At 55.2% G+C, this 14,445-nt stretch carries 17 protein-coding genes; 7 read left to right on the top strand and 10 right to left on the bottom strand.

All coding sequences use genetic code 11. The annotated features are described in order from the left end of the window. Position 1 precedes the first annotated feature (1 nt). The 3 genes from pqqB to L350_RS16180 all read right to left on the bottom strand — a co-directional run bounded on the left by pqqB (position 2) and on the right by L350_RS16180 (position 2,204). On the bottom strand, positions 2-919 hold the full coding sequence (pqqB, locus tag L350_RS16175) for a pyrroloquinoline quinone biosynthesis protein PqqB (protein ID WP_023299987.1): 918 nt from the start codon (positions 917-919) through the stop codon (positions 2-4). A gap of 55 nt (positions 920-974) precedes the next feature. After that, positions 975-1,046, bottom strand: coding sequence for a pyrroloquinoline quinone precursor peptide PqqA (gene pqqA, locus L350_RS23085; RefSeq protein ID WP_002905689.1), 72 nt, complete (start codon positions 1,044-1,046; stop codon positions 975-977). Positions 1,047-1,184: 138 nt separating this feature from the next. Next, positions 1,185-2,204 carry a dipeptidase gene (locus tag L350_RS16180; RefSeq protein WP_023299988.1) on the bottom strand — a complete coding sequence of 340 codons (1,020 nt, stop codon included), beginning with the start codon at positions 2,202-2,204 and terminating at the stop codon, positions 1,185-1,187. A gap of 255 nt (positions 2,205-2,459) precedes the next feature. On the opposite strand from L350_RS16180, the gene L350_RS16185 reads away from it, so the two are divergent. Then, entirely contained in the window at positions 2,460-2,906 is a 447-nt protein-coding gene (locus L350_RS16185; protein WP_032624342.1) for a hypothetical protein, read from the top strand. Between the two features lie 67 nt (positions 2,907-2,973). On the opposite strand, the gene yajD is transcribed toward L350_RS16185, so the two are convergent. Continuing rightward, on the bottom strand, positions 2,974-3,321 hold the full coding sequence (gene yajD / locus L350_RS16190) for an HNH nuclease YajD (RefSeq protein ID WP_006808895.1): 348 nt from the start codon (positions 3,319-3,321) through the stop codon (positions 2,974-2,976). Positions 3,322-3,529: 208 nt separating this feature from the next. Here yajD and L350_RS16195 point away from each other — a divergent pair, with 208 nt between their 5' ends. Together L350_RS16195 and L350_RS16200 are read left to right on the top strand one after the other, a co-directional pair. Further along, the gene (locus L350_RS16195) at positions 3,530-4,564 is read left to right on the top strand and encodes an LLM class flavin-dependent oxidoreductase (protein ID WP_023299989.1); all 1,035 of its coding nucleotides are present in this window, start codon (positions 3,530-3,532) and stop codon (positions 4,562-4,564) included. Then, on the top strand, positions 4,557-5,504 hold the full coding sequence (locus tag L350_RS16200) for a zinc-dependent alcohol dehydrogenase family protein (protein WP_032622195.1): 948 nt from the start codon (positions 4,557-4,559) through the stop codon (positions 5,502-5,504). The genes L350_RS16195 and L350_RS16200 overlap by 8 nt, the downstream gene beginning before the upstream one ends. Here L350_RS16200 and L350_RS16205 read toward each other — a convergent pair. Further along, positions 5,501-6,541 carry an AI-2E family transporter gene (locus tag L350_RS16205; protein WP_032624341.1) on the bottom strand — a complete coding sequence of 347 codons (1,041 nt, stop codon included), beginning with the start codon at positions 6,539-6,541 and terminating at the stop codon, positions 5,501-5,503. The genes L350_RS16200 and L350_RS16205 overlap by 4 nt on opposite strands. 420 nt (positions 6,542-6,961) lie before the next feature. Between L350_RS16205 and mdtJ the strand changes: the two genes are divergently transcribed. Both mdtJ and mdtI read left to right on the top strand, forming a co-directional pair. Beyond that, a complete protein-coding gene (gene mdtJ, locus L350_RS16210) occupies positions 6,962-7,324 on the top strand; it encodes a multidrug/spermidine efflux SMR transporter subunit MdtJ (RefSeq protein WP_032624865.1) in 363 nt (120 codons plus the stop codon). After that, complete coding sequence (mdtI, locus tag L350_RS16215) at positions 7,311-7,640, top strand: multidrug/spermidine efflux SMR transporter subunit MdtI (RefSeq protein WP_022647960.1); 330 nt, start codon at positions 7,311-7,313, stop codon at positions 7,638-7,640. The genes mdtJ and mdtI overlap by 14 nt, the downstream gene beginning before the upstream one ends. Positions 7,641-7,645: 5 nt before the next feature. On the opposite strand, the gene L350_RS16220 is transcribed toward mdtI, so the two are convergent. The 5 genes from L350_RS16220 to L350_RS16235 form a co-directional block, all read right to left on the bottom strand. Further along, positions 7,646-8,467 carry a trypsin-like serine peptidase gene (locus L350_RS16220; RefSeq protein ID WP_023299991.1) on the bottom strand — a complete coding sequence of 274 codons (822 nt, stop codon included), beginning with the start codon at positions 8,465-8,467 and terminating at the stop codon, positions 7,646-7,648. 102 nt (positions 8,468-8,569) lie between these two features. Beyond that, positions 8,570-8,653 carry a small membrane protein YdgU gene (locus tag L350_RS24855; protein ID WP_057979992.1) on the bottom strand — a complete coding sequence of 28 codons (84 nt, stop codon included), beginning with the start codon at positions 8,651-8,653 and terminating at the stop codon, positions 8,570-8,572. Positions 8,654-8,745: 92 nt separating this feature from the next. After that, positions 8,746-9,051: an acid resistance repetitive basic protein Asr gene (gene asr, locus L350_RS16225; RefSeq protein WP_022647962.1), complete on the bottom strand. Its 306-nt coding sequence runs from the start codon at positions 9,049-9,051 to the stop codon at positions 8,746-8,748. 148 nt (positions 9,052-9,199) lie between these two features. After that, positions 9,200-10,684 carry a carboxypeptidase M32 gene (locus L350_RS16230; protein WP_032624340.1) on the bottom strand — a complete coding sequence of 495 codons (1,485 nt, stop codon included), beginning with the start codon at positions 10,682-10,684 and terminating at the stop codon, positions 9,200-9,202. 74 nt (positions 10,685-10,758) lie between these two features. Beyond that, positions 10,759-12,012 carry an MFS transporter gene (locus tag L350_RS16235; RefSeq protein WP_032624339.1) on the bottom strand — a complete coding sequence of 418 codons (1,254 nt, stop codon included), beginning with the start codon at positions 12,010-12,012 and terminating at the stop codon, positions 10,759-10,761. A gap of 121 nt (positions 12,013-12,133) precedes the next feature. On the opposite strand from L350_RS16235, the gene L350_RS16240 reads away from it, so the two are divergent. Together L350_RS16240 and mlc are read left to right on the top strand one after the other, a co-directional pair. Beyond that, complete coding sequence (locus L350_RS16240; RefSeq protein ID WP_032624338.1) at positions 12,134-13,039, top strand: LysR family transcriptional regulator; 906 nt, start codon at positions 12,134-12,136, stop codon at positions 13,037-13,039. Positions 13,040-13,160: 121 nt separating this feature from the next. Beyond that, a complete protein-coding gene (gene mlc / locus L350_RS16245; RefSeq protein ID WP_032624337.1) occupies positions 13,161-14,381 on the top strand; it encodes a sugar metabolism global transcriptional regulator Mlc in 1,221 nt (406 codons plus the stop codon). Positions 14,382-14,445 lie beyond the last annotated feature (64 nt).

The raw sequence follows: 14,445 nt of genomic DNA, 5'->3' as shown, positions 1-14,445 counted from the left end.
GTTAGTCCTGAAGCGTGATGGTCATCCCGTCCCAGCTCACTTCAATTCCCTGCTGCGTGAGGGCGTGACGCTGCGGCGACTGCTCGTTAAGGATCGGGTTAGTGTTATTAATGTGAATCAGAATCTTGCGCTTTGCCGGCAGTGAGGCCAGCAGCGCCATCATGCCGTGTTCATCGCCGAGCGCCAGATGGCCCATATCGCGGCCGGTATTGCGCCCGACGCCAGCGGCCTGCAGTTCATCGTCCTGCCAGACTGTGCCGTCAATCAGCAGACAGTCCGCTTTTTTAAGCCACGGCAGGATGGCGGCATCGGGTTCACCGAGACCCGGCGCGTAGAACAGCGTCTGACCGTTGCGGCGGTTTTCGATAAACAGCGCCACGTTATGCCCCGGCAGCGGGCGGTCGCGCCACGGCGAATAGGGCGGTGCGTTACTGGCGATGGGGACAGCGGTAAACTGCAAATCAGGGCAGGCTTCCACGCTAAAGGCGGCGAGCGGTGCGATCGGATGATGAATCAGGCCGCCGTTCCAGTGCCGGAGCATGGTAAAAATCGGGAATCCGCTGGAAAGATCTTCATGCACCTCCGGCGTACACCATACCTGATGCGGACACCCTTCGCGCAGGCTGAGCAGCCCGGTGGTGTGGTCAATCTGGCTGTCGGTGAGAATAATGCCGCCAATATGCGTGCCGCGCAGAACCTCTTTCTTATTCAGTTCTGGCGTATGGGCAATCTGCTGGCTGATATCGGGCGAGGCGTTACACAGTATCCACTCTTCGCCGTTATCGCTGACGATGATCGACGACTGGGTGCGGGGGGTCGCCTGAAGGGTACCGTTGCGCAAACCCTGACAGTTGGCGCAATTACAGTTCCACTGAGGGAAACCGCCGCCGGCGGCGGAACCGAGGACTTTAATAAACATGAAGATAGGCCAGGTAGTAAAACAAAAATGCCCGCACGGATGGCGGGCTGAGCGATTAGCGGTTGGAAATGTACAGCGTCACTTCCAGGCCAAGACGTAAATCAATAAAAGCAGGTTTCTTCCACATCGTTTTTTCCTCTTTAAAAATGCAGCACCAACACCATTGTTTGTGCCAGTTTTGTGATGGTCATCAAATAATGCGTCACAGTGGGGCAAAGCTCAACCCGAAAGATGTAAGGAATTAACGTAATGTTTACAACGTAACCTATTGTTGCCAAACATTTTGCAATACCTTTTGCCAGTTGCCCCACAGCAGCTTATTCAGCACAAATTGATCATAGCCGCTGTCACGCAACGCGCTGATTAGCCGCGGTAAACCACTCACATCATGCAAATCATCAGGTAACGTGATGCCGTCAAAATCGGAGCCCAGCGCAACATGATCTTCGCCCATGATGTTAATAAGATAGTCGATATGGCGAACGATTGTGCTCAGCGGGGTATCGCTATCGCGTTTACCGTCGGCGCGCAGAAATGCGTTGCCGAAATTGACCCCTGCCACGCCGCCGCTGTCGCGGATAGCCAGCAGTTGCCGATCGGTCAGATTACGCGGTTGCGGGCACAGCGTATGGGCGTTGGAATGGGTGGCGACCAGCGGTGAAGAGGAATGACGAGCAGTATCCCAGAACGCCTTTTCATTCATGTGAGAAACGTCAATCAGCATGTTCAGGGCGTTAGCGTGCTTGATGAGGGCGATACCCTCTGCGGTAAGCCCTGGGCCGCTGTCCGGGCTGCCGGGAAACGCCCCGTTAACGCCGGTGCCAAAACGGTTAGCAATGTTCCAGAAAAGCCCAATGCTGCGCACGCCAGCGGCATAGAAAGCCTGTAGATCGCCACCCTCGCCGTCAAAACCGCCCGCACCCTCAATATGCGCCACCATCGCCAGCACCTTATCCTGACGGCAGCGTTCGATATCTGCCGCGCTCAGGCACAATCGCGCCCGTCCATCGGAGTGTGCGACAAGCTGCTTGAGGATCGTCAACTGCTGCCAGAGAATGTCGATCGGTTGCCACGGCTCGCTGGCGTAGTGCGGCGCCATGCGGGCGATATACTCCTGCGGCGGCACGAACAGCGCGAACAGCCCGCCGGAAAATCCGCCTTGCTGCATGCGCGGATAATCGAGGTGTCCGTTCTCAATGCCGGAGAAGAAGGCCGTTACCGGATCCTGGCGATGATGAAGCCATAAATTAAGCAACAGGTCATTGTGACCATCAAAAATCGCCATAGCGCATCCCACTGTTTTTTATTGCTGAAAAAGTTGCCTGGCACGATAACTGATTTGTCCTGTCCGGCAAGGAGAAACTTACAACTTAGCAGCAATTGTTAATAACGCTTAACCGTGAGGAGATCCGCACATCATGTTGCGTGGCGAGATAAGAGCATTTCCCGTTCCATCTGCGATTGCATCGCGTACGTTCCCTGAGCTACCGGGCTACGCTATACTTCGCCACTTTGAGTTATGCGTGGCAGGTAACGAAATATGCGGGAGAGCATTAATTTTATTTTCGTGGTGCTGTCTTTCACGGCACTGATTATGCTGATGCGCTTTTTCATCAGGCGTATTCGGCATCCAAAGCGCATCGTTGCCGACAGCCGGGGAATGAAAAAAATCTCTACCCATCCTTCCTGGTTTGGCGGATCGTCAGGTAAAACCTACTTTTATGATGAGCAGTATTTATACGAGGTCATAAATAGCGTCACCCGTAAAATTGAGCTGGCGGCTATCGTAAAAATTAAGCCGGGCTCGACGGTGGTAAATAACAGGCGGATCTGGTCTGTGAGCTATCTTGAGGGAACCCGTGAAAAACAGGTGCAATTTTATAATAATCTGACGGTGTTTAATCAAAACTTTGCTGCGTTTTTAGAGGCTGTAAAACGCGTGAATCCTGAAGCCGATATTAAGGCCGTCTCCTTGTTCAATCTGTGACTGGAATACATTACCTTTATCTTTCTGACTGCCCATACGGCAGGTATGGGCAGTAAAGCCGCCGATATTACTTCTTCTTGTTCATCATCGCCTTGAGATCGGCAAAGGGGTTAAACGTGGCGACACCCACGTCTTTTTGCGCATCCTCACCTGCGACAACGGTGGTGCCATACTGATCCGCTTCGGTGTACTTTGAGTGTTCGTGGTCATGGCAAAACAGGCACAACAACTCCCAGTTACTGCCATCTTCCGGATTATTGGTGTGATCGTGGTCGATATGATGGACCGTGAGTTCACGAAGATTCGAATACACAAACTCCCGCGAGCAGCGTCCACAGACCCACGGGTAAATTTTTAGCGCTTTTTCACGGTAGCCGCTTTCCAGCCGTGCGTAGTTTTTGGGGATCAGAGCCATTGCTGATGTTACCTGTTAAAAAAGAGAACAGTTCACACTATATCCCATTTTGAGATGCCAGGAGAATGCCTCCTCTGCGGGAAGGCAGCGTGCGATTTGCGTATTTCTGTCAGTTTATTTGAAGCATTCCGTTAAATAATCACCATTTATTCTCATCGGTTAATGCGTAGAGTAGGGATAACGCAATGCTTTATCAGGATACTCCACTATGAAAAAGATCGGATTTTTGTCGTTTGGTCACTGGACGCCGTCTTCCCAGTCCGGCACGCAAACCGCAGCTGACACGCTGCTACAGTCCATCGATCTGGCTGTCGCCGCTGAAGAGCTGGGCGCGGACGGTGCTTATTTCCGCGTGCACCACTTTGCCCGCCAGCTCAGTTCGCCATTCCCCTTGCTGGCTGCGATAGGCGCGAAAACCAAACGCATCGAAATCGGTACGGGCGTGATCGACATGCGGTACGAGAATCCGCTGTATATGGCGGAAGATGCTGGCGCGGCAGATCTCATCTCCGGCGGGCGATTACAGCTTGGTATCAGCCGGGGCTCCCCGGAGCAGGTGATTGATGGTTGGCGTTATTTTGGTTACGTGCCGCAGGACGGGGAAAACGAATCTGATATGGCGCGCCGCCACACTGAGGTACTGCTTGATGTATTACGCGGTGAAGGGTTTGCGAAGCCTAACCCACAGCCGATGTTCCCAAACCCGCCGGGATTGTTGCGTCTGGAGCCGCATTCAGAGGGCTTACGCGATCGTATCTGGTGGGGGGCTGGCTCCAATGCAACGGCAGTATGGGCGGCAAAACTGGGGATGAACCTGCAAAGCTCAACGCTGAAAGATGATGAAACCGGCGAGCCGTTCCATATTCAGCAGGCAAAACAGATCCGTGCCTACCGACAGGCCTGGGCCGAGGCAGGGCATACCCGTCAGCCACGCGTTTCGGTCAGCCGCAGTATTTTTGCCCTGATGGACGATCGCGACCGGATGTATTTCGGTTCAAGCCGCAATGAGAGCGACAGCGTTGGCTATCTGGATGAGAAAACGCGGGCCATTTTCGGACGCAGCTATGCCGCAGAGCCAGACAAGCTGATTGAACAGTTGAGAAAGGATGAAGCGATCGCGGAAGCGGATACGCTGTTGCTTACCGTGCCGAATCAGCTGGGCGTGGAATACAACGCACATGTGATCGAGTCCATCCTGAAACATGTCGCACCGGAAATGGGATGGCGCGATCGCAATGCGTAATCTGGCCCTCTGGTATCGCCGGTTTGGTGAGCCTGAATCGGTACTGCAAGCGGAAACCACACCATTGTCACCGCGACAGCCGGGAGAGATACGTGTGCGCATGCTTTTTTCTCCGGTGAACGCCTCCGATCTCATCCCCATCACCGGGGCATATCGCCATCGCACGCCGCTGCCCGCAATAGCCGGTTATGAAGGGGTCGGAATAGTGACCGAAACGCCCGCCGCTTACCCGGCGCTGCTGGGCAAGCGGGTTCTGCCGTTACGGGGGCAGGGAACCTGGCAGCGCTATGTCGACTGCCCGGTGGCGTATGCGGTTCCCGTCCCGGACGACATCGACTCGCTTCTTGCCGCGCGGGCGTATATCAACCCGCTTGCCGCTCAGATGATGCTGGACCGCTATCCTCCGATCGGGAAAACGGTGCTGCTCACCGCTGCCGGTTCTGACTGCGCCGTTCTGCTCGGGCAATGGGCACGCCAGGCGGGTGCAGAGGCGGTTTACGGGATCCATCGCTCGCCCGTGCACGCTCAACGTCTGGCTGAAATGGGGATCGTCCCGATTGCGCAAGATGATACGGCCGCCGTCAACGCTGCCGCCGCGCAAGCGGAGGTGGTGTACGACGCCACGGGCGGCAGCCTGGCGGAGGCGATCCTGAGCGTGATGCCCGAAACCGGTACCTTTGTCTGCTACGGGCTACTCTCCGGGCAGACCTTCCGGCAGCAGCGGCCGTTGCCGCGCGTGGCGTGGTTTCACATTCGTAACTATCTGGACGCGCTGAGCGCTGAGGCGTGGCAGGCGGAGTTTCGGCGCATCTGGCCTAAACTGCGCGCCAGCCAGTGCAGCGATGTTACCCTCTACCCGCTGTCGGAATGGCAGCGGGCAGTGGGCAACTACCGCGAAGCGGGAAGAACGGGCAAGCCTATGCTGTCGATGGACAATTAATCGGCCTTATGGCTCATGTCGCTCAGCAGTACAGCGATACTTTGTCCACCGGCGGTCTGCTCCAGGCCAATTTTGACAATAATTGTCAGCGGAACGGAAAGCAGCATGCCGACAGGCCCGAGCAGCCAGCCCCAGAAAATCAGGGACAGGAACACAACAAGAGTTGAAAGCCCCAGCCCGCGTCCCATTATCCGTGGTTCGAGAATGTTCCCGAAGACAAGGTTAATCACCAGATAACCTGCCAGCAGAATCAGGGCATCATACAAACCGCTGAAAACCAGCACCTGAAGGATAGGGGGGATCGCCGCCAGCACGGAGCCGATGTTAGGAATATAGTTGAGCGCAAAGGCCAGCAGTCCCCAGACGAAGGCAAAACGCACATCCAGCGCGGCGAGCATCCCCCAGACCACTAATCCCGTCACCAGGCTGATGGCCGTTTTCAGCACCAGATAGCGTGAAACGCTGTCGAGCGCGCGCTGAATAGCACCCATTCCCTCTACCGGACGCACCATGATGTGCTGGAGTTTTGCAGGCAGCTGTGGAACTTCCAGCAGCATAAACACAACCGTCAGGAACAGCAGGAAAATCGAGGTCATGGCGTTGGAGAGCTGTGCCAGCAGGCTGGTGACAATCGTCATGGCGGCATTCGGATCGATGTATTTAAGCAGTTCCTCAACCGAGACTTCGATACCCGCGCGTTGCAGCCAGGGTTCAATGTGCAGCAGCGGGGTCGCGAGGGAAGAGCGGTATGTCGGCAGCGTCCGCGCCAGCTCGTTCAGGGAGGTTCCCAGATAGGCGACTAACAGCACCATCGCAACGATAATAATACTGATAAGCAGGCTTATCGCCAGCACACGCGGGATGCGCAGCCGCACCATTCGCTGCACCAGTGGATTGAGGATCACCGCGATAAAAAGCGCCAGGATAAAGGGCACGATGATATCGGCCGCAAAACGAACGCCGGTCAGAATGATCACCAGCATGCCCAGCATGATGACGATCTTAAGCCCGTTGAGGGTGATAATGGGTTTGGCCATGGACGTTCCTGAACAGTTTTTTATTTATAATAGAGGGGAAAGCGGATTAAAAAAACTAACCAAAATCAAACAGACTGGGTAAAGAAATGAAAAGGCTTTGAGTAAATTCCTGGCTTATGATACAAATCAGGCGTGTTCAACTACTGAGGACAATTTTCATCCGCAAAGACGAGAAGCAACACCGCGGATAATTGTAATTTTATGGACAATTTGTTCAGGACGTATTTTTCAAACAACTCTGCTCTGTTTTCTACCTCCCTCTGCACGCTTTCCGGTGAACAACACTGGCGTTCCGCGCTATAGTCACGTCTTCTGCCTGAGCTGGCGCTATGCGCTTAGCTAACTGATTTAATTCCCACTTTTTTGGTTTGCTGTTCGCAGCGAGCCTCGATGGATTATATTCTCAAGCAGGAGAAAAACATGTTTTACTGGATTTTATTAGCTCTGGCTATCGTTGCTGAAATTACCGGCACCTTGTCGATGAAATGGGCGAGCGTGAGTGATGGCAGCACCGGATTTATTTTGATGCTGGTCATGATTACGCTTTCCTATATATTCCTCTCTTTCGCGGTTAAAAAAATCGCGCTGGGCGTGGCATACGCTTTGTGGGAAGGTGTTGGTATTTTATTGATTACGCTGTTCAGCGTCATGATATTTGATGAAACCCTGACGACAATGAAAATTGCCGGGCTGACGACCCTGGTGGCAGGTATCGTGCTGATTAAATCGGGTACGCGCAAACCGGCAAAACAGCAGAAGGAGCAGACCCATGCAGCAGTTTGAATGGATCCACGCGGCCTGGCTGGCTTTCGCCATCGTTCTGGAAATTATTGCGAACGTCTTTCTGAAGTTCTCCGACGGTTTTCGTCGCAAAGCCTACGGCCTGTTATCGATTGCCGCGGTTCTGGGGGCGTTTAGCGCTCTGTCACAGGCGGTGAAAGGCATCGATCTTTCCGTGGCCTACGCGCTGTGGGGCGGCTTCGGTATTGCCGCCACCCTGGCGGCAGGCTGGATTATGTTCGGGCAGCGTTTAAACCATAAAGGCTGGATAGGGCTGGTATTACTGCTCGCTGGCATGATCATGATTAAACTGGCCTGAGTGACCTACTGCTGCGCCAGGGCTTCCAGCCGGTCGCGAAAACCGGTCACCGCTAACGCTCGGTTATCGGCGCGCCAGCGGTCTTTCGCTGCCGGAGCAGAACTCTGAACGCCAATCAGTTGCCAGCCGTTAACGGTTTTTAACATCAGGGGCGATCCGCTATCACCCGGTAGCGTATCGCACTGATGCGAAAGCACGCTGTTTTGCGCCCAGCCCGTCACCACGCAGTCCGTATGGGTGTACAGCGAATCGAGGTGATCAACAGGGTAGCCTGACTGCGTCACTTTTCGATCGGCGGCTTTCAGGGCGGCGGTGAGCGCGTCTTTGTCACCATCAAAGAGCGGTAGCGGAGCGATCCCGGACGGCGGATAACGTAAAACGATCAGCCCGAAATCCCAGGATGCCGCCCCGGGCGGCACAATCCAGCCATCGCCATCCGGTTTCAGGCGTTTCCCGAGCGACGGATCCACCCGCCCCTCAATACCGTGAATTTCGTAGCGCCAAATCCCTTTCTGCGAGACAAAGCGCAGGGCGATCGCTTTATCCGGTTTGCCTTCGGGCGGCATTAACAGGCAATGACCCGCCGTAAGCGCAAGGCGTGGCGTTATGAGAGTTGCGGTACATAGATTGCCGCTGGCGGTTTCCAGTTGCCCGATGGCATCCCAGGGCGCTTCGGTAGGATCGGTGACACGCGTACGATCGTCATGACCAAAAAACAGCGTCTTTACCTCTTTGGCGCTGATGGCGTCATCGTCGCCCTCATCCGCATGTGAAAAGCCAGCAAAAAGGCTAAACGTTCCCAGTAACAGCACAACAGATTTACGCATATCACACTCTGGTGGGGGTAATTATGATTATTAAAAGTGAACCCTATGAAAATACTATAGACGCGACGGCGAGAAAGTGGGAGTAAAATCAGCGTGCTACATTCAGGAAAGATAAAAGTGGCTGGCGATGAGCGCGCATAAAATTAGCAGGATAAGAATGAACTCAAACCGATAGCGCCGCAGCATACGCCCTCCGGATAAAAAAACGGCGCTGACCGCAATCCCGTTCAGCGCCGGTTTACCAACGTGCCCCGAAGGGCACGGTTAAGCTTGTACTCTTACGCTGCTGGCTGTGCAGCAGGTTTAGCCGCTTCGTGTTTTGCCGCTTTTTTGTGATGCTTTTTAGCCGCCTGGGCTTTCTGCTCTACCGCAGGTTTTGCCGCTTTTTTGTGGTGCTTTTTCGCGGCCTGCGCTTTCTGTGCTGCCGCTGGTTTAGCCGCTTTGTGATGTTTTTTATGGTGAACCGTTTTGGCCGGAGCAGCGGTGGATGCCGCAGGCGCTGCGGTGGCGGTAGTTTCAGCCGCGAATGCAGCGGAAGAAAGACCCATAGCAGCGGCAACAACCAGAGCTAATACTTTTTTCATTTTCATACCCTCGAATTTGGTTTTTCATTTAACCCCACTGCGGGGCCGTTGAAATAACTATATCCCTGTAAATTCGGGGTTTCCGTGAGTGATTGGTATCGGTGTGTAACCGTATGTACAACGCCGGGGTGGCCCCCGGCGCGTTCGTTTACAGGTAGCGGGACGTCAGGTGTTCGCGGAAGTAGCGGATATTCAGATCTTCACCTGTGGCCTGGGTGATGAGCTGCGACGTGCTGAAACGGCTGCCGTGCTGCCAGATATTCTGACGCAGCCAGTCAAACAGCGCCGAGAAGTCGCCCCCGGCAATGGATGCCTGCAACCCGGGCAGCGCAGTTTTGGCGGCATGGAACAGCTGTGCCGCATACATAGCCCCCAGCGTGTAAGACGGGAAGTAGCCAAAACCGCCGTCGGTCCAGTGGATGTCCTGCATACAGCCGTTGCGGTAGTTATCTTTGGTGGATAATCCAAGCCAGGCCTGCATTTTCTCATCCCATAACGCGGGGATATCATCCACTTCAATTTCGCCATTGATCAGCGCGCGCTCAATCTCATAGCGCAATACCACATGCGCCGGATAGCTCACTTCATCTGCATCAACGCGGATGTAGCCCGGTTTCACGCGCTGATTCCAGGCAATAAAATTATCTTCACTGAATGCCGCCTGGCTGCCGAAACGGGCATGGACCGCCGGAAGCAGATGCTTCAGGAAAGCCTCACTGCGGCCCAGCTGCATTTCAAAGAACAGACTTTGGGATTCATGGATCGCCGTAGAGCGCGCCAGCGCAACGGGCTGGCCGGCCCACGCTCGCGGAAGGTTTTGCTCGTAGCGGGCATGTCCGGTTTCGTGGATCACGCCGAAAAGCGCGCTGAGCAACTCGTCTTCATCGTAACGCGTGGTGATACGCACATCTTCCGGAACGCCGCCGCAGAACGGGTGGGCGCTAACGTCCAGACGACCGCCGTTAAAATCGAAGCCAAGCATTTTCATCGCTTCCAGGCCCAGCTCGCGCTGGGTGGCGGTGGGGAAGGGACCCTGTGGCGGAACGAACGATCGTTGAGCCTGTTTTTCCACAACCTTTGCCAGCAGCTCCGGCAGCCAGGACTTCAGATCGCCGAACAGCACATCCAGGCGAGCGCTGGACATGTCGGGTTCAAAGATATCCAGCAGCGCGTCGTAAGGCGTGCAGCCTTTAGCCTCGGCGCGCAGGCGGGCCTCTTCACGACTGAGCTTCACCACCTCTTTCAGGTTGGCTGAAAAGCCCTGCCAGTCGTTGGCCGGACGCTGAGTACGCCAGGCGTGTTCACACCTGCTGCCCGCCAGCGATTTGGCCTCCACCAGCGATTCCGGCAGTAAAGTGGCCTGCTGGTAGTGGCGCGTCATTTCACGCAGGTTGGCCTGCTCAACGTCGTTCAGATCTTCTTCTGCCGCCGTCGCCAGCCATTCACCCACTTTTTTATCGGTCAGGATCTGATGTTGCAGGACGCTCATCTCCGCCAGCGCTTCACCGCGCGCGGCGCTGCCGCCGGGCGGCATCATGGTAAACATGTCCCAGCTGGCGATGGAGGAGAGGTGAGAGAAGCGGGAGAGACGCTGGAAGGTGCGGGTGAGTTGTTGATAGTTATTGTTTTTCATGAAGTCCTCGTGTCTGAATCAGCCGATGACAAAAATTAGCATCGGCTCGATTTAAACACGAAGAGGGCTGAATGTTAATGCAGTCGTTTATGCAGGCTCGCGCCCACCAGCAGTGCCGCACACAACATCAGCGCGATAAATCCGCCCACGCCGTTCCAGCCGTAGTTATGCCAGAACACCCCGCCGAGCGTACCGGCTATGCTGGAACCGAGATAGTAACTGAACAGATACAGTGACGAAGCCTGACCTTTAGCGCGGCGCGCGCGTGGGCCAATCCAGCTGCTGGCAACGGAATGCGCGGCAAAGAAGCCCGCAGAGAAGAGCAGCATTCCGGCAAAAATCAGCCACAGGGAAGAGAAAAGCGTCATCAGCAGTCCGAACAGCATCACGGCGGTGGATACCAGCATCACCGGACCACGGCCGAAGCGCGCGGTCATGGCGCCCGCTTTTGGCGAACTCCATGTTCCGGTGAGATACGCCACAGAGAGCAAACCCACCAATGCCTGGCTAAGATGCCAAGGTGAAAGCATCAGCCGGTAGCCAATATAGTTAAACAGCGTGACAAATGACCCCATCAGCAGGAATCCCATCAGAAATAGTCGCGGCAAACCTTTGTCGCGCCAGTGCAGACGGAAGTTGATAAACAGTGTTTTCGGACGCAGGGAAGTCGGGCGGAAATGGCGCGATTCCGGCAGGATTTTCCAGAACATTAGCGCCGAAGCGAGGGCGAAGCAGCCGATTACGGCCAGCGCAATGCGCCAGTTAAAGAAATCGGTAAACACACCGCTGAGCAGGCGTCCGCTCATCCCGCCGATAGAGTTCCCGCTAATGTACAGCCCCATGGAGAAGGCCACGAAACTCGGTTGGATCTCCTCGCTGAGATAGGTCATCCCGACCGCCGCCACGCCGCTGAGGGATAACCCAATCAGCGCGCGCATGACCAGAATGCCGTGCCAGCTGGTCATCATGGTGGACAGCAAGGTACACACGGAGGCCAGCATTAACGCCGTTACCATGACCTGCTTACGCCCGATGGCATCTGAAAGTGGCCCGGTGAACAGCAGACCGATCGCCAGCATCCCGGTTGAAATGGAGAGCGAAATACTGCTGCTGGCTGGCGACACGCCAAATTCATGCGACAGGACCGGCAGGATCGGCTGAACGCAGTAGAGCAGGGCGAAAGTGGCGAGACCTGCTGAAAAGAGCGCCAGCGTGACGCGCATAAACTGGGGGGTACCACGTTTTATAAACTGAACCGGCTGCGGTACTGCGGGTAAATCATCAATGTCGCTGGCCGGCGCGATATCAACGGTCGTTGTACGGCTCACACATAATCCTTGCTTAAACTTCCCCGTGGTTTCTGGTGACGGGTATGACCACAAGATTAGGGTAGGAAAATGTAAATAATCTGTCTAATATATTAATAATCTCAAATGATACTTTAAAAATATGAATATCGAGCTGCGCCATCTGCGCTATTTTGTCGCCGTCGCCGAAGAGCTCCATTTTGGTCGTGCTGCGGCAAGGCTGAATATCTCCCAGCCACCGCTGAGCCAACAGATCCAGATCCTTGAGCAGCAGGTTGGGGCGCGTTTGCTGGCGCGAACCAACCGCAGCGTGAGCCTGACGGCGGCGGGAAAACAGTTTCTCGCCGATAGCCGACAGATCCTGAGTATGGTGGTGGACGCCGCCGCCAGAGCGGAACGGCTTCATCTCGGGGAGACGGGAGAGCTGCGCATCGGGTTTACCTCGTCGGCCCCCTTCATCAGCGCTGTTTCACAAACGCTATCCTCGTTTCGCAGTAACTTTCCGGATGTGCATATTCAGATGCGCGAAATAAATACCCGGGAGCAAATATCGCCGCTTAATGAAGGATCGCTCGACCTGGGCCTAATGCGTAACACGCAGTTGCCTGATACCGTGGCGTGGCAGGTGATCCTCCGCGAACCGCTGATGGCGATGATCCCCCGGGATCACCCGCTCGCCGCGCAGCATAGCGTCACGCTGGCTGAACTGGCGAAAGAACCCTTTGTCTTTTTTGACCCACAGGTGGGTACCGGATTGTATGACGATATTCTTGGTCTGATGCGGCGATATGGCCTTGTCCCGACTATCGCGCAGGAAGTGGGGGAAGCCATGACGATCATTGGTCTCGTTGCCGCAGGGCTTGGCGTGTCGATTCTTCCGGCCTCGTTTAAACGGGTACAACTGCCGGAAATGCGCTGGGTGAAGATAGCCGAGCAGGATGCGGTCTCGGAGATGTGGCTGGTGTGGTCTAAACATCATGAACAGAGCCATGCGGCACAGCGTTTCAAAGAACAATTAATTACCGCTTCTCACGGGCGTTATTTATAGGGAAAAGCGGGCGAAAATGTGCAGTAAATCACATGGCTAAGTAAAAATTTGACGTCAGCCATTGAAGTGCTTCACCATAGCCCTCAGTTTATTTCGAAGCTCGAAAATAAGGGAGTACGAGGTGGTTGCTGATAGTCAGCCAGGGCATATCGATCAGATCAAGCAGACCAACGCGGGCGCCGTTTATCGCCTGATTGATCAGCTGGGTCCGGTTTCGCGTATCGATCTTTCGCGCCTGGCACAACTGGCACCCGCCAGTATTACCAAGATTGTCCGCGAAATGCTGGAAGCCCATCTGGTTCAGGAGACAGAAATTCAGGAGCCGGGCAGCCGTGGCCGTCCGGCGGTAGGGCTGGTGGTGGAAACGGAAGCCTGGCACTACCTGTCGCTGCGAATTAGCCGCGGGGAAATCTTCCTCGCGCTGCGCGACCTCAGCAGCAAGCTGGTGGTGGAAGACCGGCTGGAACTCCCGCTCGATGCAGAGCAACCACTCCTCGATGCCATTCTGACCCACATCGACCAGTTCTTTATTCGTCACCAGCAGCGCCTTGAACGTTTAACGGCGATTGCGATCACCCTGCCGGGAATTATTGATACCGAAAATGGCATTGTGCACCGCATGCCGTTTTATGAAAACGTCAAAGAGATGCCGCTGGGCGACGTGCTGGAAAACCACACCGGTGTACCGGTCTACATTCAGCATGATATCAGCGCCTGGACGATGGCGGAGGCGTTATTTGGCGCTTCCCGGGGCGCGCGAGACGTGATTCAGGTGGTGATTGATCACAACGTTGGCGCAGGTGTGATCACCGACGGGCGTCTGTTGCATGCTGGCAGCAGTAGCCTGGTGGAGATTGGCCATACGCAGGTCGATCCGTACGGAAAACGCTGCTACTGCGGTAATCATGGTTGTCTGGAAACGATTGCCAGCGTCGAAAGCGTGCTGGAGCTGGCGCAGGTGCGGCTCAGCCAGTCAATGAGCTCCACGCTGCACGGTCAACCGTTGAGCGTCGAGGCATTGTGCACTGCGGCAAGGCAGGGCGATCTGCTGGCGAAGGACATCATTACCGGCGTGGGCACTAATGTCGGGCGCATTCTGGCCATTATGGTGAACCTGTTTAACCCGCAAAAAATACTGATCGGCTCCCCGCTCAGCCAGGCGGCGGATATCCTCTTTCCGGCGATTTCCGCCTGCATCAACCAGCAGGCGCTTCCCGCGTACAGTAAAAACATCGTGGTGGAAAGTACGCAATTTTCCAACCAGGGTACGATGGCTGGCGCCGCGCTGGTAAAAGATGCGATGTACAACGGCTCGTTACTGATTCGTTTGCTTCAGGGCTAACTCTTTTCCATAGATGTACGAAAAATTGCGCTATCTCAAGCCGGGTAGCGCACGCTTCCCGTAG

The sequence above is a fragment of the Enterobacter sp. MGH 4 genome (assembly GCF_000534735.1).
GTDB lineage: Bacteria > Pseudomonadota > Gammaproteobacteria > Enterobacterales > Enterobacteriaceae > Enterobacter > Enterobacter intestinihominis.
This window is presented reverse-complemented; position numbering and strand designations above follow the sequence as displayed.